The following is a 22,408-nucleotide window of genomic DNA, read 5'->3' as shown; positions in this document are numbered from 1 at the left end:
GGTTGATATAGAATTTATCAAACCGTCTTTAAAACAGGACAAAAGTCCAAACCGACGCTGCGTTATACAAAAATTATTTTGTAGACTGCGAGCGTGTACGAAAATCTTTATCCGATTTTCGTTGTAAACTGGAGGACAGCGTGACTAGAGATGAAAAGAAACAGTATGTAAAAGAACTTACTGAGCAGATCAAAACAAGTGATGCGCTGTTCTTGGCAAATTATAAAGGACTGACTTTCCCTCAGCTTACTGCTATCAGAACTGCGGTGAAAGAAAAAGGCAGCGATTTTAAAGTCGTCAAGAACACACTTGTAAAAATCGCGCTGCACAACAACGGAATTGAATCTCTTGATGAGACACTCAAACTCTGCACGGCATGCACCATAATAAACGGTGATGTTGCCGCTGTCGCCAAGGATATGAAAAAATTCGCAAAAGATTACGACAAGTTCGAAATCAAAGGCGGCTACCTTGACGGCAAACTTCTCTCCGGAGAAGACGTGAACACACTTGCTGACCTTCCTTCAAGGGAAGTGCTGTTGTCAAGGGCTCTTGCGTCTATGAACGCACCTGCCTCAAACTTCGTGTCACTGCTCAGCAACGTTCCCCGCAGCTTCCTGAATGTGCTTAACGCGATCAAAGATCAAAAACAAAGTTAATGGAGGACTTAAATGTCTGTAACTAAAGAACAAGTAGTAGAATTTATATCAAACATGACTGTAATCGACCTTGCAGATTTCGTAAAAGAACTCGAAGACAAATTCGGCGTTTCCGCTGCTGCACCCGTTGCTATGATGGCTGGTCCCGCTGTTGCTGCTGATGCAGCTCCTGCTGAAGAGCAGACAGAGTTCACCGTTATCCTTAAGGACGGCGGCGACAAAAAAGTTCAGGTTATTAAGGTAGTTCGCGAACTCACTAACCTCGGACTTAAAGAAGCTAAAGCACTCGTTGACGGCGCTCCTGCTCCCGTTAAAGAAGGCGTTTCCAAAGACGAAGCTGCTTCTATCAAAGCTAAACTTGAAGAAGCCGGCGGCACTGCTGAAGTTAAGTAATTACTTCTTAAAACTGGAAAAACTTGATCAGCATAAACCGGGGGGCGCACTACGCCCCCCATGCCTTCTTTAACATTTAGCGGATACATCCCACAGGTGATAAAATATGGATTCAACTAGAAAGCCTATTGAGAGAGTCAGTTTCTCAAAAATCCAGAAAGTAATTGATATGCCCGACCTTATTGAGGTTCAGAAGCGCTCATACGTTGAGTTCCTTCAGGAAGGAGTTCCCACTGAAGAGAGAGAACAGAAGGGTCTTGATGAAGTATTCAGGGAAATCTTTCCGATCACCGACTTTAATGAAACATCAGTTCTTGAATATATCAGTTATACTCTTGAAAAACCGAAATACACGCCCAGAGAAGCAATCGACAGAAGCACCACTTTTGCGGCTCCCCTCAAAGTGAAAGTGCGTCTTGTCAATTATGATATAAATGAGGAGTCAGAAGAAAAACTTGTCAATTCCGCCAAGGAATCAGAAGTTTATCTCTGTGACATCCCTCTGATGACCGACAGAGGAACCTTCGTTATTAACGGGGTTGAAAGGGTTATCGTGAGCCAGCTTCACCGCTCGCCGGGAATATTCTTCGAAGATATTACGGCGTCCAAAAGCGTTGTGGAGAAACACCTTTACAGTGCGAGAATTATCCCATACAGAGGTTCATGGATAGATTTTGACTTCGATGCGAAAAACATCATGTATGTCCGCATCGATAAGAAAAGAAAAATTCCCGTTACCGTTCTTCTCAAAGCACTCGGCATGACCGAACTTGATATTCTTAACACTTACTACGATATGGTCAATGTACGTGTTGAGCCGAACGGAAACATGACAAAAAACTACAACGAAGCTCATGTTGTAGGACAGAGAAACAGCCTTGATATTGTCGATGAAAACGGCGAAGTAATCGTTAAGGCTAATCATAAGATTACCAAAGCTGCCAGAAAAAGAATTTCTGCTGCAAAAATTACACGTATCCCCATAACTCTTGAGGATATGCTTGATACATTCTTCGGAGAAGACATCGTCAGTGAAGACGGCGAAGTTATCATTGAGGCCGGCGCCCCAGTGAGCGAGGAAAACTTTGAAAAACTTGCAGAAAACGGAATAAACGAGTTCAAGGTACTGTTTATTGACAGACAGTCCTCAGATAGCATTATCCGTGATATTCTTGCAGTTGATAAAGTTAAAACACAGGAAGAGGCTCTGATTGAGATATACAGAAAACTCCGCCCCGGCGAACCTGCCACGGCGGAAACTGCAAAAAATCTTTTCGATAACCTTTTCTTTAACTCAAAACGCTACGATCTTTCAAGGGTCGGACGTCTTAAAATAAATAAAAGACTTGGTCTCAGTATCGAGCTTGACCACACGACTCTCAGCAAGGACGACATTGTGGAAACAGTTCGTGTTCTTGAGAACATACGTAAAGGTATAGCAAACGTTGATGATATTGACCACCTTGGTCACAGAAGGGTCAGAGCAGCAGGCGAGCAGCTTCAGAACCATATCAGAATCGGTCTTGCCAGAATGGAAAAGACTGTTAAGGAAAGGATGAGTATTCAGGACATCGAAGACCTCACTCCGCAGGATCTCCTTAATGCTAAACCACTGAGTGCGTCAATTAAGGAATTTTTCGGAAGCTATCAGCTCTCGCAGTTCATGGATCAGACAAACCCTCTCAGTGAGATAACTCACAAAAGAAGGCTGTCAGCCCTCGGACCCGGCGGTCTTAACCGTGACAGAGCAGGCTTTGAAGTTCGTGACGTACACACATCACACTACGGAAGAATATGTCCCATTGAGACTCCTGAAGGTCCCAACATCGGTCTTATCACGTCTCTTACAACATATTCTAAAATAAATGAATTCGGTTTCATCGAAACACCCTACAGAAAAGTTTCAGACGGTGTTGTTACTGATGAAGTTGTTTACATGTCAGCAATTGAGGAAGAGGATTTCTACATAGCCCAGGCTAACGCTCTTCTTGATGAAAACAACAGGTTCGTAAGGGAATATATAGCAGCCAGGCATCTTGGGGATTCTCTCCAGACGCCCCGTGAAAACATTCAGTATATGGATGTTTCACCGAAACAGATAGTTTCTGTTTCTTCTGCTCTTATTCCTTTCCTTGAGCATGATGATGCAAACAGGGCTCTTATGGGGTCAAACATGCAGCGTCAGGGTGTTCCTCTTATCTGCACCGAATCCCCGATTGTGGGAACCGGTATGGAAATGAAATGCGCTATTGACTCAGGGGCGGTTGTCATTGCTGAACACGCTGGTATTGTGGATTTTGTTGATGCTGTCAAAATAGTTGTCCGCTACAACGAAAAAGACGATTTCGGCGTTGATATATATGATCTTGTTAAATACAGAAGATCTAACCAGGATACATGCATTAACTTCAAACCCATTGTCGATAAAGGCGACATCGTGAAAAAAGGCGATATTCTTGCAGGTGGACCTGCCACACAGGGTGGAGAGCTTGCTCTCGGACGCAATATCGTCGTGGCCTTCATGCCTTGGATGGGGTACAACTACGAAGACTCCATCCTTATTTCACAGAAAGTCGTTAAGGAAGACGCCTATACCTCAATTCACATCGAAGTTTTCGAGGTTGAGGCAAGGGACACTAAGCTCGGGCCTGAAGAGATCACATCAGATATCCCCAACGTAAGTGACGAGGCTCTGAAAGATCTTGATGAAAGCGGTATCATCCGTGTCGGAGCAAAAGTTAAACCCGGTGATATACTTGTCGGTAAAGTAACTCCCAAGGGTGAGACTCAGGCTACTCCTGAAGAAAAACTGCTCAGAGCAATCTTCGGTGAAAAAGCCGGTGATGTTAAAGATGCTTCACTCAGGGTTCCCCCAAGTATAAAAGGTACGGTTATCGGCGTTCAGGTCATGACCAGACGCGGAATAGATAAAGACAGCCGTACTGAAATAATAGAAATGAGAGAGTATGCGGATATTAAAAAGGACTATGAACGTTCGCTCCGCGCTCTTGAAGATGCCAGAAAGGCGAAGATTGTTTCTGTCCTTGCCGGCAAAAAGCTTATAGACACATTCAAAGGCGAATCAGTAAGTCTGGATTCCGGTTCTGCACTCAATGCAGACACCCTTAAAGGATTTGACTATACTGACCTTGTGAATCTTCCCATCGAAGGAAGAAGAGACTTTGAAGAGCAGCTTGTGGCAATCAATAATGTGTACTTCAAAAAAGTGAAGGACGCAGAAGACCTTTATAAAGACAGGAAAAAGAAAGTCGAAAAAGGGGACGAGCTTCCCGCAGGCGTTCTTAAGTCTGTTAAAGTCTATGTTGCCATAAAAAGAAAGCTCAGTGTGGGCGATAAGATGGCAGGTCGTCACGGTAACAAAGGGGTTGTGTCCAGAATTCTTCCCGAAGAAGACATGCCTTACCTCCCTGACGGCACACCTGTTGAAGTGGTTCTTAACCCGCTTTCAGTTCCGTCGAGGATGAACATCGGGCAGATTCTTGAAACTCACCTCGGCTGGGCCGGCAAAGCACTTGGAGTTAAATTCTCCACAGAGGTTTTTGATAGCGCCCGTGAAAGTGATATCAAAGAGATGCTTACGAAAGCAGGCTTTCAGGAAGATGGGCAGACCATTCTTTTTGACGGCAGAACAGGCGAACGCTTTGATCAGGAAGTCACAGTGGGCGTTATGTACTACATGAAGCTCCACCACCTTGTTGATACAAAAATCCACGCACGTTCAACCGGACCGTACTCACTCGTTACGCAGCAGCCCCTTGGCGGTAAAGCCCAGTTCGGTGGTCAGCGTTTGGGAGAGATGGAGGTTTGGGCTCTCGAAGCATACGGAGCGGCAAACATACTTCAGGAAATGCTTACTGTTAAATCAGATGACGTGGAAGGAAGAACAACTGTTTACGAATCGATCGTTAACGGAAACTTCAGCTTCTCACCGAGCATGCCTGAATCATTTAACGTACTTATAAAAGAGCTTCAGGGTCTCGCACTCGACCTTGAACTTATATCGCAGGATAATTTACCCGAAGATGAATCGGACGGCGAAGAAGCCGCCGACAGCAGGGAGGACTCATAATTATGAAGAAGAGTACTCTTTTTGACGAAAAATCACCCGTGTTTTTCGACTCTATAGCAATTCGCATAGCAAGCCCGGAAAAGATCCGTGACTGGTCCTCCGGTGAGGTTACAAAGCCTGAAACCATTAACTACCGTACTTTCAAACCCGAAAGAGACGGTCTGTTCTGCGCAAAAATCTTCGGACCCGTAAAGGACTGGGAATGTCTCTGCGGTAAATACAAGAGGATGAAGCACAGAGGCATCGTATGCGAAAAATGCGGTGTTGAAGTAATTCAGTCTAAAGTAAGAAGGGAAAGAATGGGTCACATAGACCTTGCCTCACCTGTGTGCCATATCTGGTTTTTCAAAGGCACACCCAGCAGGATAGGCTCTCTTCTTGACCTCAGTATTAAGGACATAGAACGCATTATCTACTTCGAGTCATATATAGTCACCAATCCGAAGGATACTCCTCTTAAAGAGAAGGAACTCCTCACGGAAGACCACTACCGCAGAGCGGTGGAGGAATACGGTGCATCTGCTTTTGTTGCCAAAATCGGCGCAGAAGCTATTAAAGACCTGCTGAAACAGGTGGATCTTGATATTCTTCTCCTTGAACTCAAGGAAGATCTGAGAGACACCACCAGTATGCAGAAAAAACTGAAGCTTGCTAAACGTTTAAGAGTTGTTGAAGCTTTCCGTAAAAGCGGCAACAGACCTGAATGGATGGTTCTGGACGTAATCCCCGTGATTCCGCCTGAGCTTCGTCCCCTTGTTCCACTTGACGGCGGAAGGTTCGCCACAAGCGACCTTAACGACCTTTACAGAAGGGTTATCAACAGAAATAACCGTCTTAAAAAGCTTATGGAGCTTAATGCACCTGAAATCATCATCCGCAACGAAAAAAGGATGCTTCAGGAAGCAGTGGACGCACTGTTTGATAACGGAAGGAGAGGCAGAGTAATCCGCAGCTCCAACAAACGCCCCCTTAAATCGCTCTCAGATATGATCAAAGGAAAGCAGGGACGTTTCCGTCAGAACCTTCTCGGAAAAAGGGTGGATTACTCCGGACGTAGTGTTATCGTTGCCGGACCACATCTTAAAATGCACCAGTGCGGTATACCGAAGCTTATGGCTCTTGAGCTTTTCAAACCTTTCCTCTATTACAAGCTGGAAAAGGAAAGAGGCATAGCCTCCACCATAAAACAGGCGAAAAGAATGGTGGAAGAGCAGAGACCGGAAGTATGGGATGTTCTGGAAGAGGTCATCAGGGAACACCCTGTTCTCCTCAACCGTGCCCCCACACTCCACAGGCTCGGTATTCAGGCATTTGAACCCCAGTTGGTTGAAGGAAAGGCTATCCAGCTTCACCCCCTCGTTTGCCCCGCTTTTAACGCGGACTTCGACGGTGACCAGATGGCTGTTCACGTTCCTTTATCATACGAGGCACAGCTTGAAGCAAGAACCCTTATGCTTGCTTGCTACAACATCCTTTCACCTGCCCATGGAAAGCCTCTGGCCGTTCCCACGCAGGATATGGTTCTCGGTATATACTACCTGACCAGAGGTGTTAAAAACGCTAAGGGTGCAGGCAAAATTTTCTCTTCCCCTCAGGAAGTGAGAATCGCCTATGATCAGGGACAGCTTGATGTTCACGCTGAGATCAAGGTTAGAATAAACGGTAAGCGTTATGACACTGTCACAGGAAGGATAATCCTTTTTGAAATAGTGCCCGCAGGGATAGATTTTGAAGTGGTAAACCAGATCTTCACCAAGAAAGATCTCGTTAAGCTTGTTGACTACATATATAAGAAACTCGGCAACTACCATACGGTAGAGTTTCTGGACAACCTGAAGAACCTCGGTTTCTCTCAGGCGTGCAGGGCAGGTTTCTCAATATGTCTCGACGACCTTATAATACCCGATGAAAAACCTGAACTGATAAACGCTGCTATGCAGAAAGTGCGCGAGATCGAAGAACATTATCGTGAAGGTGCGCTTACATCAGGCGAACGTTACAACCAGATTATCGACGTTTGGTCCACAACCAACGACAAAGTCACTGACAGGATGATGAAAACCATCGAAACTCAGGGCGGCGATAAATCTAAAACATATAAAAGAGACCGCTTCTATAACGCTATTCACGTAATGGCGCACTCCGGTGCGAGAGGTTCTAAGGCGCAGATAAGCCAGCTTGCCGGTATGAGAGGACTTATGGCTAAACCCTCCGGTGAGATTATCGAAACGCCGATTACCTCAAACTTCCGTGAGGGGCTTACGGTTCTCCAGTACTTCATATCGACTCACGGTGCGAGGAAGGGTCTTGCGGATACTGCTCTTAAAACAGCGAACTCCGGTTACCTTACCAGAAGGCTTGTGGACGTTGCTCAGGATGTTATCATCAGCGAAGAGGACTGCGGAACAATCCGTGGTATCGAAATCTCTGCCCTTATGGAAGGAACAGAAGCTGTTGAGCCCCTTGGCGAGCGTATTCTCGGACGTTACACTCTTGAAGATGTTTACGACCCGATTACTGATGATCTTATAGTTGAAGCTAACAGCCTGATAACTGAAGATCTGGTTGCAAAAATCGAAGCATCCGGTCTTGACAGGGTGAAGGTGCGCTCTGTTCTTACATGCGAGTCAGAACACGGAATCTGCCGCCAGTGCTATGGTCTTGACCTCGCAACAAGGCGTGTGGTTGAAGTGGGCGAGGCAGTGGGAACTATTGCTGCGCAGTCAATCGGTGAGCCCGGTACACAGCTTACGATGAGAACGTTCCACATTGGTGGTGCGGCATCATCATCTGCTGAACAGTCGAGCCTTAACGCCAAGTTTGGCGGTACGATAAGATTTGAGGAAATGAAAACGGTTATAAACCGTGAAGGATTCCCTGTTGTTCTTAACCGTAACGGTTCTCTTCAGATTCTTGATAAATCTGAAAGAGTTCTTGAAAAATACAATATCGCATACGGAACCAAGCTTCTTGTTAAAGACGGAGCAACTGTTAAACAGGGTGACCTGATAGCTGAATGGGATCCTTATGTTGCGGTAATTCTTACTGAGTATCATGGACGTGTAGCATTCGGCGATATCGTTGAAGGTGAGACTCTTAAAGAAGAGATCGACCCCATTACCGGTCTTTCCCAGAAGGTTATCATTGCCAACACAAGAGGCAAAAAACAGCCCCGTGTGTCTATCAAAGGCGAGGACAACAAGACTATCCAGCGCTACATCCTCCCCATAGGCGCACTGCTTCAGGTGGATGAGGGCGATATGATAGAACCCGGTGATATTGTTGCCAAGATACCCAGAGAGACAACAAAAACAAAAGATATTACAGTCGGTCTTCCCCGTGTTGCTGAACTTTTCGAGGCAAGAAGACCCAAAGATCCTGCTGTTATTGCTGAGATCGATGGTCTTGTGAGTATCGAAAACACCGCGCGTGGTCTTCGTAAGCTCACCATTGAAAACGAGGAGACAGGCGTTAAGAAAACCTACAGCATCTCTGTTCAGCGTTATATTAACGTTCACGACGGTGACAGAGTTAAAGCTGGTGAATCGCTTATTGACGGTCTCGTGAATCCTCACGATATCTTGGCGGTTCTGGGTGAAGATGCTCTTCAGAAATATATAGTGGATGAAATTCAGGAAGTTTACCGTAAGCAGGGTGTTGCTATTAACGATAAACATATTGAGACAATCGTCCGCCAGATGCTGAAGAAAGTCGTGGTTGAAGAACCCGGAGATTCTGAATTTATGCCTAACGAAGAGGTATACAAAGCAGAGTTTGTTGCTGAGTATCAGAGATTGATCGCAGCAGGGCTTACACCTCCTGCGGGTAAATCAATACTTCAGGGTATTACCAAAGCGGCTCTTAATACTCAGAGTTTCTTTTCTGCTGCTTCCTTCCAGGAAACAACCAGAGTTCTTACCGATGCAGCATGCTCAGGTAAAATGGATGAACTCAGAGGGCTTAAGGAAAATGTTATCATCGGTAAGCTTATACCGGCGGGAACAGGTTCTAAATTTATTCAGAGTAAAAAGTATAAATTTATCAACCCTACTAAATAATATAAGGAGCCGCCTGATGAGGGCGGCTCTTTTTTTGAAAAAACAGGTATCATTTTTATTTTCTTTGTGCTAATTAAACAACTCATTTCAACGCCCTAACAGACGGTTATCCCGCATGAAATCACTAACGTAAAACTTCTTGACATTGTATAAAAGCATTGCTACTATTCTTGCTCTTTCGCCCTGAATGTATAGTTGCGCTCAAAATGCGCTCTAAAGCTTCAAAGGCTTGGTATTTGAGGCTGTATAAAGATTTTAAAGTAAAATTACAAAGTAGGGACGGCAAGAAAAACTAAGTTGGCCGTTCGCGTAAGATTTGAGTTTATATAAAACTCACAAGAATTTTGGAGGTGCTAGGTGCCTACTTTGAACCAATTGGTCAGAAAAGGAAGAAAACAGGTCCTTAAAAAGACCAAATCTCCTGCATTGCAGGGCAACCCCCAGAGAAGGGGAGTTTGCACCAGAGTGTATACTACTACACCGAAAAAACCCAACTCGGCTCTTAGGAAAGTCGCAAGGGTAAGGCTTACTTCAGGTATCGAAGTTACAGCCTATATTCCCGGTATCGGTCACAACCTTCAGGAACACTCTGTTGTTCTCGTTAGGGGCGGAAGGGTAAAAGACCTTCCCGGTGTGCGTTACAAGATCGTTCGCGGTGCGCTTGATACAGACGGCGTTAAGGACAGGAAAAAATCCCGCTCCAAATACGGCGTAAAGAAACCGAAATAAGGTGAGAAAAGATGGCAAGAAGAAGAGTTGCTAAGAAGCGTGAGGTAATTGCTGACCCTATCTATAAGGACGCGATTGTTACCAAGTTCATAAACATCCTCATGCTTGACGGAAGAAAATCCGTTGCAGAAAGAGTATTTTACGAAACAATCGACTCCATAGCTCAGAAAACCGGCGAAAATGGCATAGATGTTTTCAGAAAAGCAATTGAAAATGTTAAACCCCAGCTTGAAGTTAAATCAAGAAGAGTCGGCGGGGCTACTTATCAGGTACCTATCGAAGTGCGTCCTCTCAGGAAGCAGGCTCTCAGCATCAAGTGGATTGTTGCTGCTGCCAGAAGCAAAAAAGAGAGAACCATGGTTGAAAGGCTTGCAGGTGAACTTATTGATGCCGCAGGCGGAAAAGGTATCGCTTTCAAAAAGAAAGAAGACACCCACAAAATGGCGGAAGCTAACAGAGCATTTGCTCATTTCAGATGGTAAGGGGAGGCTTAGGTGGGTAGACTTGTACCATTAAACCTTCAGAGAAATATCGGTATCATGGCGCATATTGACGCCGGAAAAACAACCACTACCGAAAGAATCCTGTTCTACACAGGTATTACACATAAAATCGGCGAAGTTCACGACGGAGCCGCCACTACTGACTGGATGGAGCAGGAAAAAGAGCGTGGTATTACTATTACCTCCGCAACTGTTCAGTGCTTCTGGAAAGATTATCGCATTAACGTTATCGATACTCCCGGACACGTTGACTTTACAATCGAAGTTGAACGTTCTCTTAAGGTTCTCGACGGTGCTGTTGCGGTTTTCTGTGCGGTGGGTGGTGTTGAACCTCAGTCTGAAACCGTTTGGAGACAGGCTGACAAGTACAAAGTTCCCCGTATTGCTTTCGTCAACAAAATGGATAGAACCGGTTCAGACTTCTTTAAAGTAATTGGTCAGATTAAAAACAGACTCGGTGCTAATCCTCTTCCCGTTCAGATACCTATCGGTGCTGAAGATTCTTTTCAGGGTGTGATTGACCTTGTTAAGATGAAGGCTGTTATATGGGACGGCGAACATCTCGGCGCTTCATACGGCTACTATGATATTCCCGCTGATCTTGAAGCTAAGGCTCAGGAATACCGTGAGAAGCTCATGGATGCTGTCTGCGAGCTTGATGACGATCTCATGAACAAATACTTTGAAGGTGAGGAAATCACTGAAGAAGAAATCAAAGCAGGTATCAGAAAAGGATGTATCAACCTTCAGTTTATCCCTGTTTTCTGCGGTTCTTCTTTTAAAAACAAAGGCGTTCAGACTCTTCTTGACGCAGTTGTTGACTATATGCCCAGCCCCCTTGACATTCCTGCTATAAAAGGAACTGACATGAGAGGCGAAGGCGAAATAGTGAGAAAAGCTGACGATGATGAGCCTTTCTCTGCCCTTGCGTTCAAAATTATGACTGACCCTTACATGGGACAGCTTACATATTTCAGAGTGTACTCAGGTCATCTTGAGTCAGGAAGCTATGTTCTTAACTCCACTAAGGATAAAAAAGAACGTATCGGACGTCTTCTGAAAATGCACGCAAATAAACGTGAAGAAATCAAAGAGATCTATGCAGGTGATATCTGCGCTACAGTAGGTCTTAAATACACTACTACCGGTGATACTCTTTGTAACGAGGATAAACCTGTTATCCTTGAATCAATGGAGTTTCCTGACCCTGTTATCTCAGTTGCCATTGAGCCTAAAAGTAAAGCCGATCAGGACAAGCTTTCCATAGCTCTTGGTAAACTTGCTTCCGAAGACCCCTCTTTCAAAGTTAAGGTTGATGAAGAAACAGGTCAGACTGTTATCTCCGGTATGGGTGAACTTCACCTTGAAATCATTGTCGACAGGCTCATGAGAGAGTTCAAAGTGGAAGCTAACGTTGGTAACCCGCAGGTTGCTTACCGTGAAACTTTCAAAAAGACAATGAAAGGCGAAGGAAAATACATTAAGCAGACAGGCGGTAGAGGTCAGTACGGTCACGTATGGCTTGAACTTGAACCCCTTCAGCCCGGCAGCGGTTTTGAATTTGTTAACAACATTGTGGGCGGTACTGTTCCCAGAGAATACATACCTGCTGTACAGAAAGGTGTTGAGGAAGCTCTTGAGTCAGGTGTTTCCGCAGGCTACCCCGTTGTTGACTGCAAAGTAACTCTTTTCGATGGTTCATATCACGATGTGGACTCGAACGAAATGGCGTTCAAAATTGCCGCTTCTATGGCTTTCAAAGCCACTATGAAAAAGGCTGAACCAATTATCCTTGAGCCTATTATGAAGGTTGAAGTCGTTTCTCCTGATGAATACACAGGAGATGTTATGGGCGACCTTAGCTCCAGAAGAGGCAGAGTTGAAGGGATGGAAATGAGAGGTACTGCACAGGTAGTTAAATGCTTTGTGCCTCTGAAAGAAATGTTCGGCTACGCCACTAACCTGCGTTCTATCACTCAGGGACGTGCAACGTATACAATGCAGTTTGACCACTATGAGCAGGTTCCGAACAGCATTGCCGAAGAAATAATGAAAGCTAATTCATAAGATAGAGAATATTAGGAGGAATTCCAGATGGCTAAAGCTAAGTTTGCTAGAACGAAGCCCCACGTCAACGTAGGAACAATTGGTCACGTAGACCACGGTAAGACAACTCTTACAGCAGCAATCACCAGCGTTCAGGCGCATAAAGGTCTTGCTGAATTTGTAGACTACAACAACATTGACAAGGCGCCCGAAGAGAGAGAGCGCGGTATAACAATCGCGACATCACACGTAGAGTACGAATCCCCCGCTCGCCATTACGCTCACGTAGACTGCCCGGGTCACGCAGATTATGTAAAGAACATGATCACCGGAGCAGCTCAGATGGACGGAGCTATTCTCGTAGTGAGTGCAGCAGACGGTCCTATGCCCCAGACAAGGGAGCATATCCTTCTTGCACGTCAGGTAGGCGTACCTTACATAATAGTATTCATGAACAAATGTGACATGGTTGATGATGAAGAGCTTCTTGAGCTTGTAGAGCTTGAAGTAAGAGACCTTCTTTCAACTTACGAGTTTCCCGGTGATGATACACCCATCATTAAAGGTTCAGCGCTTAAAGCACTTGAGAACCCTAACGATGAGAAATGGGCAGGTGCGATCAGCGAGCTTGTAGATGCAATGGACAGCTACATCCCTGAACCTCAGAGGGATATAGATAAAGAATTCATAATGCCCGTAGAAGACGTGTTCAGCATATCCGGTCGTGGAACAGTAGTAACCGGCCGTATAGAGCAGGGACAGGTTAAAGTGGGAGAAGAAGTAGAGATAGTGGGAATTCGTGATACCACTAAGACAATAGTAACAGGCGTAGAGATGTTCAGGAAGATTCTTGATCAGGGTGTTGCCGGCGATAACGTAGGTATCCTTCTGAGAGGAATCAAAAAGGACGACGTAGAACGCGGACAGGTACTTTGCAAACCGGGCTCAATTAAGCCCCACAGAAGGTACAAAGCGGAAGCGTACATCCTGACCAAAGAAGAAGGTGGTCGCCACACTCCCTTTTTCAGCGGATATCGTCCTCAGTTCTATTTCCGTACGACTGACGTTACAGGAATCATCACTCTTCCCGAAGGGACAGAGATGGTAATGCCTGGTGATAACATCAGCTGCGTGGTAGAACTTATAACGCCTATCGCAATGGATGCGGGACTTCGTTTCGCTATTCGTGAAGGCGGCAGAACAGTCGGTGCAGGTGTTGTTACCGAGATTATCGAGTAACCAAAGGTAGACGAATGGAAAGTCAAAAAATTCGTATCAAGCTTAAGGCATTCGATTTTAGAATTCTCGACAAGGCAGTGAGGGATATAGTTAACACTGCCATGAGAACTGGAGCAAGGGTTGTTGGTCCCGTACCGCTTCCTACCCGTACAGAAAAGTTTACGGTACTCCGTTCTCCACACGTTGACAAGACAGGAAGGGAGCAGTTCGAGATCAGAACTCATAAACGTCTGATCGATATTTTTGAACATAACCCCCAGACCATCGATGCTCTTATGAAGCTCGAGCTTTCTGCCGGTGTCGACGTCGAGATAAAACTTTAGTTGAAGGATAGTGCAGATGGCTAGAGCAATAATCGGAAGAAAAGTTGGGATGACGCAGGTATTTACCGAAGACGGAACTCTCATCCCAGTTACAGTGGTCCAGGCTGGACCATGTGTAGTTGTTAACAAAAGAACCGTTGAAAAAAACGGTTACAGTGCCGTTCAGCTCGGTTTTGACAAGATTCTCAAAGAGAAAAAAGTCAACTGCCCCGCTAAAGGCTATTTCAAGAAACAGGGCGTTGATCCTCACAAGGTACTCAAAGAGTTCCGTGTGGCTGAAGACGCTTCTTTTGAAATCGGTCAGGAAGTGAACGCTACTCTTTTCGCAGAAGGTGATATTGTAGATGTTCAGGGAACTTCTATCGGTAAAGGTTTTCAGGGCGTTGTGAAGCGTTTCGGCTTCAGCGGCGGTCCTAAAACTCACGGTTCGCACTTCCATCGTGAACCCGGTTCAATCGGGATGTGCGAGTTTCCCGGTGAAACTGAGAAAGGCAGAAAGATGCCCGGCAGAATGGGCGGCGACACAGTAACCGTTCAGAAACTTTCCGTAGTGAAAGTAGTCCCCGAGACAAACCTTATCCTTGTGAAAGGTGCTATTCCGGGACATGACAACGGAATCGTTTTCATTAAGGAAACGGTTAAGAAGTAGAGGCATTTAAATGGCATCATTCGAACTTGTGAATGTAAAAAATGAGAAGGTCGGCACGGTGGAGATAAATGATTCCATCATTTCCTACCCCGTAAAACCTGCGCTGATGCACGAAGTCGTGGTTATGCAGCTTGCAGGCAAAAGGGCAGGAACTCATGCCACTCTCAACAGAGCAAAAATAGAGGGCGGCGGTAAGAAGCCCTACAAACAGAAAGGAACCGGACGCGCCAGAGCCGGCTCTATAAAATCCCCCTTGTGGCGAGGCGGTGCGACTATTTTTGGTCCGCAACCTAGGGATTACTCTTTCTCTATGCCTAAGAAAAAGATTAAGAACGCAATGAAATCAGCTCTCAGAGCTAAACAGGAAGACGGCAGCCTTATATTTGTAGATGCCCTCAAAGTTGAGGATGGAAAAACAAAAGAAGCTGTTGCTATACTTAAAAATTTCAATGCTGACAGAAAAGTGCTGGTTGTCTTTAAAGAGCTTGACGAAAAGGTTGCAAGAGCATTCCGCAATATACCTTACGTAGACTTGCTTAATGTAAACGGACTCAACGTTTACGACATAATCAATTCACGCAAAATTATTGTCCTTCAGGATAGCATAGCGAGAATTGAGGAGGTTTTAGGATAATGTTGACAGTTTATGACGTAATCAAGAAACCTCTGATCACCGAGAAAGCCGTTAACCTCAAAGAAGAGGAGAATATGGTGACTTTCGCAGTTGACCCCAGAGCCAACAAGTTCCTCATCAAAGAAGCTGTAGAGGAACTTTTCAGCGTCAAAGTTGCTTCCGTGCGCACACTTAACTGCAAAGGGAAGAAGAAAAGGTTCGGACGTATGATGGGTAAACGTAAAGACTGGAAGAAAGCCATCGTTGTTCTGGCCGAAGGTGAGAAACTCGAGTTCGTGTAAGAGAGGCTTAAATGGGAATCAAGAAGTATAAACCTACCTCGGACGGCGTAAGGTTCAGATCAAATTCTGACTTTGCAGAGGTAACCGCAGACAAGCCTGAGAAGAGTCTGGTTGTAGCGCTCAAGAAAACCGGCGGACGTAACAACCACGGTAGAATTACCACAAGACATAAAGGCGGCGGTGAAAAAAGAAAGTACCGTCTGATCGACTTCAAGAGGAACAAGGATGAGATAGCCGCTAGGGTCAAGACAATCGAATATGACCCTAACAGAAGCGCAAGAATCGCTCTCGTAGCTTACGAGGACGGTGAAAAAAGATATATCCTTGCTCCGATCGGAATGAATGTCGGTGATGTTATCCACAGCGGTTTGTCTGCGGATATCAAACCCGGAAACGCGAAAGCGCTGAAAGATATACCTGTGGGTACAGTTGTTCACAACGTTGAACTCAGACCCGGAAAAGGCGGACAGCTTGCCCGCTCAGCAGGAACATATGCACAGCTTCTTTCAAAAGAGGGCGCATATTGCCACCTTAGACTTCCTTCAGGCGAAATCAGGCTTGTAAAAGCCGAATGCAAAGCCTCTATTGGTCAGGTCAGCAACCAGGAACACGAAAACGTGAGCCTTGGCAAAGCCGGTCGTTCACGCTGGCTGGGTATAAGACCTACTGTTAGAGGGGTTGCGATGAACCCTGTGGATCACCCGCACGGTGGTGGTGAAGGACGCACAAGCGGCGGTCGTCACCCTGTTACACCTTGGGGTAAACCCACGAAAGGATACAAGACTCGTTCAAAGAAAAAACCTTCGAACAAGTATATTGTTTCCGCTCGTAAGAAGTGATAGGAGGAAAATGTGCCTAGATCATTAAAAAAAGGGCCGTTTATTGATGACCATCTCATGAAGAAGGTTACTGTAGCTAAAGAAACAGGTGACAAAAAAGTCATTAAAACCTGGTCAAGAAGAAGCACAGTAACTCCCGACATGATAGGTCTTACACTTGCGGTTCATAACGGAAATAAATTCATCCCCGTCTATGTGACTGAAAACATGGTCGGACACAAGCTCGGTGAGTTCGCACTTACAAGAACTTTCAAAGGGCACAAAAAGGATGATAAAAAGGTCAAGGGTAGATAAGATGGAAGCAGTAGCACGTGCAAAATTTGTAAGATTAGTTCCCAGAAAAGCACGCCCCGTTGCTGACCTCGTAAGAGGTAAGAAAGTTGACGAGGCTCTTGCTATGCTGAAGTTCACGCCCAAAAAGGCTGCTGAGTATATCTACAAAACGATAAAATCCGCTGCCGCCAATGCTGAGGAAAATCAGGATTACAGAGACGTAAGCAAGCTTTACGTTAAAGAGATCAGGATTGATGAAGGTCCGGCGTGGAAAAGGTACACACCCAGAGCATACGGCAGGGCTTCTCTTATTCGTAAGAAAACAAGCCACATCACCGTTGTGCTTTCGGATTAACGGAGGTTTTAGTGGGACACAAAGTTCACCCTTACGGGTATAGATTAGGTGTTAACAAGCCTTGGGTTTCAGTATGGTATGCCGGAAAGAAGGAGTACAGATCAAACCTTCTTGAAGACATCAAAATACGTGAATTCCTCAAAAAAAGGCTTTTCCAGGCCGGCATAGCAGGCATCGGCATTGAGCGTATGGGCGCAAAAGTGCGCGTTACCCTCAATACCAGCAGACCCGGAATCGTAATCGGCAAAAAAGGCGCCGAAATTGAAAAGCTTAAAGTTGAGCTTAAAAATATAACAAAGGCTGAGGTTCTTCTTGTAATCCGTGAGATCAAGAAACCCGAAACCAACGCTCAGCTTGTTGCTGAGAATATAGCTATGCAGCTTCAGAGACGTATCGCCTTCAGAAGAGCAATGAAAAAAGCTGTTCTTCAGGCTATGAAATCCGGCGCACTCGGCATTAAAGTTGCGTGCAGCGGACGTCTTGCTGGTGCTGATATGGCTAGAACTGAGTGGTACATCAAAGGAAGGGTGCCCCTTCAGACTCTCAGAGCTGACATCGACTACGGCACGACTGAAGCTCTCACTACTTACGGTATCACAGGCATTAAAGTCTGGGTTTTCACCGGTGAGATAGTTGAAGAGAGAAACAGGGCAGCAGCAGGAGTTGAGTAAATGTTGATGCCAAAAAGAATGAAATACAGAAAACAGTTCAAGGGACGCAACGAAGGCAAAGCCAACAAAGGTCACAAAGTGGCTTTTGGAGACTTCGGTCTTCAGTCTCTTGATAATGGTCGTATAACAAGCCGCCAGATCGAATCTGCAAGGATCGCGATCAACAGATATGTTAAAAGAGGCGGTACGGTGACTATCCGTATTTTCCCCCACAAACCCGTTACCAAAAAACCCCTTGAAGTTAGACAGGGTAAAGGTAAAGGTGCGGTGGAATACTATGTAGCCGAAGTTAAAAACGGCACTATCCTTTATGAGATAGCCGGCGTTACGGAAGAACAGGCGAGAGAAGCTTTCAGGCTCGCATCTCACAAGCTTCCCGTAAGATGCAAGTTCGTATTCAGGGAAACGGAGGCGGCAGAATGAGCGAATTCAAAGATATGAATGTGAAAGATCTCGTTGAAAAAGAACGCCAGCTTCGTGAGGATCTTTTCAGAACCCGCTTCAAACTTGCGACAGGCGACCTTGAAGATACTTCTGCCATCAACAAGATGAAGAAAGATATCGCAAGGATCAAAACCGTTCTCAGCCAGCGTATGGCTGAAAGCGCAGAGCAGTAAGAGGTCTGTAATGAGCGAAAAAGCAGCAAGAAAAGTCAGAAGAGGAGTTGTGGTAAGCGACAAAATGGATAAAACCGTTGTCGTTAAGGTTGAAAACCTTAGGCTTCACAGCAGATACCACAAATTCGTTAAACAGAGTAAAAAGTTCAAGGCTCATGATGAGGCGAACGAATGCAGAATAGGCGACACCGTCGAGATCTCTGAAGTACGTCCCCTCAGCAAAGATAAGTGCTGGATGGTTAAGCGCATTATCGAGCGTTCTGTTGAAGTTATATCAGAGTAAGAGGTTACAGTAATGATACAGGTTGAATCACGTCTCAGAGTAGCCGACAACTCCGGAGCCAAAGAGCTTCTTTGCATCAAGGTTCTCGGCGGTTCAAAGATAAGATACGGCTATGTGGGCGACATCATAGTTGCCAGCGTGAAGGAAGCTGCTCCGGACGGAAACGTCAAGAAAGGAACAGTTGTCAAGGCTGTCATAGTCCGCACAGCTAAAGAAAGCCGCCGTAAAGACGGAACTTACATCAAGTTTGATGATAATGCAGCCGTGCTTCTTAACAAAAACAACCTGGAGCCCATCGCAACAAGGGTTTTCGGACCCGTAGCAAGAGAGCTTAGAGGAAAAGGCTTCCTTAAGATATGCTCTATGGCTCCCGAAGTGCTTTAAGGAGACGAGAATATGCAGGCAAAGTATAAACTTAAAAAAGACGACACCGTAATCGTCACCACCGGAAAGGATAAGGGCAAAATCGCCAAGATTCTTAAGGTTGACAGGAAGAACGGTAAAGTGATACTTGAAAACACTAATGTTGTTAAAAGACACACTAAACCCGGTCCCCTGAATCCTGAAGGCGGAATCGTTGAGAAAGAGATGCCGGTAGACATATCAAATGTTATGTACTACAGCCAGAAAAGCAAAAAAGGCACTAGACTCGGCATTAAAACTCTGGAAAACGGAAAAAAAGCCCGCTTCGCCAAGTGCGACGGTGAAGTCATCGATAAGGATTAACAATGGCAGAGCTTAAAGAAAAATACCTTAAGGAAGTTGTTCCTGCCCTCATGAAAAAGTTCTCTTATGAGAACATCATGCAGGTGCCTAAAATTGAGAAAATAGTTCTCAACATGGGTCTCGGCGAAGCTGTTACGAACTCCAAGGTTGTTGACCACGCACTTAGCGATATGACAATAATCGCAGGTCAGAAACCTGTCGTGACAAGAGCCAAGAAATCAATAGCCGCTTTCAAACTCAGAGAGGGGATGCCAATAGGATGCAAAGTTACTCTCAGAGGTAACACGGCATATGAATTCTTTCAGAGATTCACAAGAATCGCCCTCGCCAGGGTGAGAGATTTCAAAGGCGTCAGCGCTAAATCCTTCGACGGACGCGGCAACTATGCAATGGGTCTTAAAGAGCAGATCGTTTTTCCTGAGATCGAGTTTGACAAAATCGACAAGATCAGAGGGATGGACATCATAATCACTACTACGGCTAAAACCGACGAGGAAGCAAGAGAACTTCTCTGCGCTCTCGGTATGCCCTTCGAGGAGGCTGAAAGTGGCAACTAAGGCTAAATATAATCATGCCTTTAAGAAGAAAAAGTTTAAAGTCAGGGAATACAACCGCTGCCCCATATGCGGTCGTCCAAGAGCTTTCCTGAGAAGATTTAACATGTGCAGGATCTGCTTCAGAAAATTTGCTCTGAAAGGCGAGATTCCCGGCGTAAGAAAATCAAGCTGGTAGGAGAAATAGAATGAGCATGACTGATCCGATTGCTGATATGCTTGCCAGACTGCGCAACGCTTTTATGGTTAAAAAATCTGAAGTTGTAATCCCTCATTCCAAAATTAAAGAGGCGATTATAGAAAACTTCAGATCTGAAGGATACGTGAAAAGCTACCGTGTTGTATCCGAAGAAAACCTGAAGAAAATTGTTGTGTATCTGAAATACACTGACGGCGGCGAACCCGTTATCAGGGGACTCAAAAGAGTTAGCAAGCCCGGCAGAAGAGTATATGTAAACAACAAAAATCTTAAACCCGTTCTCGGCGGTCTCGGTAATGGAATCATTTCCACTTCTGAGGGTGTTAAAACAGTTAAACAGTGCATATTGGATAAAGTTGGCGGAGAATATATCTGCCAGATTTGGTAAGGGAGCGCGTAAATGTCAAGAATAGGCAAGAAACCTATTACAATACCTGCAGGAGTGAAGGTCACTCTCGACAGTAATGTGTGCTGTGTTGAAGGTCCCAAAGGGAAACTTGAACACAGTCTGCACGACAACTCCGAGGTTGCTGTCGAAGCAAACACGATCACAGTTAGCAGGAAAGACGAATCTAAGCTGTCCCGTTCTGTACACGGCCTGACCCGTACGCTTATATCAAACATGGTTGATGGCGTTACAAAAGGTTTCGAAAAGAAACTTGAAATTCATGGCGTTGGTTACAGAGCGGCTCTTAAAGGAAAGGACCTCGACCTCTCCTTAGGGTTTTCTCACCCCGTTGTTGTGGCTCCTCCCGCTGGGATAGAGTTCGCAATGGAAGGCAACACCGTTATTGTTGTCAGGGGCATAGACAAGCAGCTTGTAGGTCAAACTGCCGCTAACATCAGAAAAATCAGACAGCCTGAACCTTATAAAGGCAAGGGTGTCAGATACGCCGGCGAAAAGATAATAAGAAAAGCCGGTAAAACTGGTAAGAAATAAGGAGCGTTATAGTGAGCAAAATTAATAAAAAAGCTACTATAAGAAGGAAGCACGCAAGAGTGCGCAAAAAAGTGTCAGGCACACCCTGCGCTCCCAGACTTGCGGTTAATAAATCCAACAGATTCATATACGCTCAGATAATAGACGATACTACCGGCAACACAATTGTTGCCGCTAGTTCGCTTGAAACAGTTCTCAAAGAGAAATTCAAAGGCGTTCTTAATATTGAAGCTGCTAAGGAAGTCGGTAAAGTTATCGGCGAGCGTGCTAAGGAAAAAGGCATAGAAAAGGTGGTTTTTGACAGGGGCGGTTTCCTCTACCATGGTAGAATAAAAGCTCTTGCAGATGCGGCTCGCGAAGCCGGCCTGGAATTCTAGGAGGTTTGCTTTGAATAACAACGAAAGTCAACTTGTAGATAAAGTTGTTCATATAGGCAGAGTTACAAAAGTTGTAAAGGGCGGACGCATCTTCAAATTCACAGCGACAGTTGTCGTCGGTGACTACGAAGGTCACGTTGGCATCGGTTACGGAAAGGCTAGAGAAGTGCCGGACGCTATAAAGAAAGCCCTTGAATACGCAAAGAAGAACCTCATTGAGGTTCCTGTCGTGAACGGAACTATTCCTCATGCTACAGTGGGCAAATATGTCTCCACTGAAATCGTGATGAAGCCCGCTGCTCCCGGTACAGGTATCATCGCAGGAAGCGTAACACGCGCCCTCCTTGAACTTGCCGGCGTACAGAACATTCTTTGCAAAAGCACACGCAGCAGAAACCCATACAACTCGCTTTTTGCGATACTGGACGGTTTCAGCAAAATGCGTACCCTTAACGAAGTTGCACAGGTTAGGGGCAAAAAGATTGAAGAAATCATAGCCAAACCGGGAGAATAAGTGATGGAACTTCATGATCTCAGGCCTGCCGAAGGCTCCAGAAAGAAAAGAAAAAGACTCGGCCGCGGCTCTGCAAGCGGTCAGGGTACCACTGCCGGCAAAGGTACAAAAGGACAGAAGGCTCGTTCAGGTGGGGGAATAAGACCCGGATTTGAAGGCGGTCAGATGCCCCTTACAAGAAGACTCCCTAAAAGAGGCTTCAATAACGCCAAATTTGCCACAGTATATGAGATCGTTAACCTTGAAGATATAAACAACCGCTTTAATGACGGCGAAACAGTGAATATCCTTACTCTTAAAGAGAAAGGACTTGTGCGCGGCAATAAAGACGGTGTCAAGGTTCTCGGTGACGGAGAACTCAGCAAAAAACTTAAGTTTGATGTTGAAAAAGTATCCGCTGCTGCTGCTGATAAAATCAAAGCAGCCGGCGGAGAAGTAGTTACTCCGGAGTAATAA

At 45.4% G+C, this 22,408-nt stretch carries 28 protein-coding genes; all 28 read left to right on the top strand.

Annotation, left to right across the window (positions count from 1 at the left end; genetic code table 11):
- Positions 1–140: 140 nt before the first annotated feature.
- The 28 genes from rplJ (at position 141) to rplO (ending at position 22,405) form a co-directional block, all read left to right on the top strand.
- Positions 141–659, top strand: coding sequence for a 50S ribosomal protein L10 (gene rplJ / locus ACYRYY_RS04360; protein ID WP_460214311.1), 519 nt, complete (start codon positions 141–143; stop codon positions 657–659).
- A 12-nt stretch (positions 660–671) separates the two neighbouring features.
- Positions 672–1,052, top strand: a complete 381-nt coding sequence (gene rplL, locus ACYRYY_RS04355; RefSeq protein ID WP_460214310.1) for a 50S ribosomal protein L7/L12 — start codon at positions 672–674, stop codon at positions 1,050–1,052.
- 106 nt (positions 1,053–1,158) lie between these two features.
- Positions 1,159–5,142 (top strand): DNA-directed RNA polymerase subunit beta, encoded by a 3,984-nt coding sequence (gene rpoB, locus ACYRYY_RS04350; protein ID WP_460214309.1) that lies wholly within the window; start codon positions 1,159–1,161, stop codon positions 5,140–5,142.
- Between the two features lie 2 nt (positions 5,143–5,144).
- Complete coding sequence (gene rpoC, locus ACYRYY_RS04345) at positions 5,145–9,200, top strand: DNA-directed RNA polymerase subunit beta' (RefSeq protein ID WP_460214308.1); 4,056 nt, start codon at positions 5,145–5,147, stop codon at positions 9,198–9,200.
- Positions 9,201–9,557: 357 nt separating this feature from the next.
- A complete protein-coding gene (gene rpsL, locus ACYRYY_RS04340; RefSeq protein WP_128466060.1) occupies positions 9,558–9,929 on the top strand; it encodes a 30S ribosomal protein S12 in 372 nt (123 codons plus the stop codon).
- A gap of 11 nt (positions 9,930–9,940) precedes the next feature.
- Positions 9,941–10,411 carry a 30S ribosomal protein S7 gene (gene rpsG, locus ACYRYY_RS04335; protein WP_460214306.1) on the top strand — a complete coding sequence of 157 codons (471 nt, stop codon included), beginning with the start codon at positions 9,941–9,943 and terminating at the stop codon, positions 10,409–10,411.
- A 12-nt stretch (positions 10,412–10,423) separates the two neighbouring features.
- Positions 10,424–12,499 (top strand): elongation factor G, encoded by a 2,076-nt coding sequence (gene fusA / locus ACYRYY_RS04330; protein ID WP_460214305.1) that lies wholly within the window; start codon positions 10,424–10,426, stop codon positions 12,497–12,499.
- A gap of 27 nt (positions 12,500–12,526) precedes the next feature.
- On the top strand, positions 12,527–13,717 hold the full coding sequence (gene tuf, locus ACYRYY_RS04325; protein ID WP_460214304.1) for an elongation factor Tu: 1,191 nt from the start codon (positions 12,527–12,529) through the stop codon (positions 13,715–13,717).
- A gap of 14 nt (positions 13,718–13,731) precedes the next feature.
- Positions 13,732–14,040: a 30S ribosomal protein S10 gene (gene rpsJ / locus ACYRYY_RS04320; protein WP_460214303.1), complete on the top strand. Its 309-nt coding sequence runs from the start codon at positions 13,732–13,734 to the stop codon at positions 14,038–14,040.
- A gap of 16 nt (positions 14,041–14,056) precedes the next feature.
- Positions 14,057–14,689, top strand: a complete 633-nt coding sequence (rplC, locus tag ACYRYY_RS04315) for a 50S ribosomal protein L3 (protein ID WP_460214302.1) — start codon at positions 14,057–14,059, stop codon at positions 14,687–14,689.
- A gap of 10 nt (positions 14,690–14,699) precedes the next feature.
- Positions 14,700–15,323: a 50S ribosomal protein L4 gene (rplD, locus tag ACYRYY_RS04310; RefSeq protein ID WP_460214301.1), complete on the top strand. Its 624-nt coding sequence runs from the start codon at positions 14,700–14,702 to the stop codon at positions 15,321–15,323.
- 2 nt (positions 15,324–15,325) lie between these two features.
- Positions 15,326–15,604: a 50S ribosomal protein L23 gene (gene rplW / locus ACYRYY_RS04305; RefSeq protein ID WP_460216456.1), complete on the top strand. Its 279-nt coding sequence runs from the start codon at positions 15,326–15,328 to the stop codon at positions 15,602–15,604.
- An 11-nt stretch (positions 15,605–15,615) separates the two neighbouring features.
- Positions 15,616–16,443, top strand: coding sequence for a 50S ribosomal protein L2 (gene rplB / locus ACYRYY_RS04300; RefSeq protein WP_460214300.1), 828 nt, complete (start codon positions 15,616–15,618; stop codon positions 16,441–16,443).
- 12 nt (positions 16,444–16,455) lie between these two features.
- Positions 16,456–16,737, top strand: coding sequence for a 30S ribosomal protein S19 (rpsS, locus tag ACYRYY_RS04295; RefSeq protein ID WP_460214299.1), 282 nt, complete (start codon positions 16,456–16,458; stop codon positions 16,735–16,737).
- A 1-nt stretch (position 16,738) separates the two neighbouring features.
- Entirely contained in the window at positions 16,739–17,071 is a 333-nt protein-coding gene (gene rplV / locus ACYRYY_RS04290) for a 50S ribosomal protein L22 (RefSeq protein WP_460214298.1), read from the top strand.
- A gap of 11 nt (positions 17,072–17,082) precedes the next feature.
- Entirely contained in the window at positions 17,083–17,742 is a 660-nt protein-coding gene (rpsC, locus tag ACYRYY_RS04285) for a 30S ribosomal protein S3 (RefSeq protein ID WP_460214296.1), read from the top strand.
- Entirely contained in the window at positions 17,743–18,165 is a 423-nt protein-coding gene (rplP, locus tag ACYRYY_RS04280) for a 50S ribosomal protein L16 (protein ID WP_460214295.1), read from the top strand.
- A complete protein-coding gene (gene rpmC / locus ACYRYY_RS04275; protein WP_460214294.1) occupies positions 18,162–18,359 on the top strand; it encodes a 50S ribosomal protein L29 in 198 nt (65 codons plus the stop codon). The genes rplP and rpmC overlap by 4 nt, the downstream gene beginning before the upstream one ends.
- Positions 18,360–18,369: 10 nt before the next feature.
- On the top strand, positions 18,370–18,642 hold the full coding sequence (gene rpsQ / locus ACYRYY_RS04270; protein WP_460214292.1) for a 30S ribosomal protein S17: 273 nt from the start codon (positions 18,370–18,372) through the stop codon (positions 18,640–18,642).
- A 12-nt stretch (positions 18,643–18,654) separates the two neighbouring features.
- Positions 18,655–19,026, top strand: coding sequence for a 50S ribosomal protein L14 (gene rplN / locus ACYRYY_RS04265; RefSeq protein WP_460214291.1), 372 nt, complete (start codon positions 18,655–18,657; stop codon positions 19,024–19,026).
- 12 nt (positions 19,027–19,038) lie between these two features.
- Positions 19,039–19,368 carry a 50S ribosomal protein L24 gene (gene rplX / locus ACYRYY_RS04260; protein ID WP_460214289.1) on the top strand — a complete coding sequence of 110 codons (330 nt, stop codon included), beginning with the start codon at positions 19,039–19,041 and terminating at the stop codon, positions 19,366–19,368.
- A gap of 2 nt (positions 19,369–19,370) precedes the next feature.
- Positions 19,371–19,925, top strand: a complete 555-nt coding sequence (gene rplE / locus ACYRYY_RS04255) for a 50S ribosomal protein L5 (protein ID WP_460214288.1) — start codon at positions 19,371–19,373, stop codon at positions 19,923–19,925.
- Positions 19,915–20,100: a type Z 30S ribosomal protein S14 gene (locus tag ACYRYY_RS04250; RefSeq protein ID WP_460214287.1), complete on the top strand. Its 186-nt coding sequence runs from the start codon at positions 19,915–19,917 to the stop codon at positions 20,098–20,100. Before rplE ends, ACYRYY_RS04250 begins: the two co-directional genes overlap by 11 nt.
- A gap of 10 nt (positions 20,101–20,110) precedes the next feature.
- Positions 20,111–20,509 (top strand): 30S ribosomal protein S8, encoded by a 399-nt coding sequence (gene rpsH / locus ACYRYY_RS04245; protein WP_460214286.1) that lies wholly within the window; start codon positions 20,111–20,113, stop codon positions 20,507–20,509.
- A 12-nt stretch (positions 20,510–20,521) separates the two neighbouring features.
- Positions 20,522–21,061 carry a 50S ribosomal protein L6 gene (gene rplF, locus ACYRYY_RS04240; RefSeq protein WP_460214285.1) on the top strand — a complete coding sequence of 180 codons (540 nt, stop codon included), beginning with the start codon at positions 20,522–20,524 and terminating at the stop codon, positions 21,059–21,061.
- 8 nt (positions 21,062–21,069) lie between these two features.
- The gene (gene rplR, locus ACYRYY_RS04235; RefSeq protein WP_460216455.1) at positions 21,070–21,438 is read left to right on the top strand and encodes a 50S ribosomal protein L18; all 369 of its coding nucleotides are present in this window, start codon (positions 21,070–21,072) and stop codon (positions 21,436–21,438) included.
- Positions 21,407–21,952, top strand: a complete 546-nt coding sequence (gene rpsE, locus ACYRYY_RS04230; protein WP_460214284.1) for a 30S ribosomal protein S5 — start codon at positions 21,407–21,409, stop codon at positions 21,950–21,952. The genes rplR and rpsE overlap by 32 nt, the downstream gene beginning before the upstream one ends.
- 3 nt (positions 21,953–21,955) lie before the next feature.
- The gene (gene rplO / locus ACYRYY_RS04225; protein ID WP_460214283.1) at positions 21,956–22,405 is read left to right on the top strand and encodes a 50S ribosomal protein L15; all 450 of its coding nucleotides are present in this window, start codon (positions 21,956–21,958) and stop codon (positions 22,403–22,405) included.
- The last annotated feature ends 3 nt before the right edge of the window (positions 22,406–22,408 follow it).

The organism is Geovibrio sp. ADMFC3, from assembly GCF_054687035.1.
Note: the sequence above shows the minus strand (reverse complement) of the source record. Positions and strands in the feature narration are given on the sequence as shown.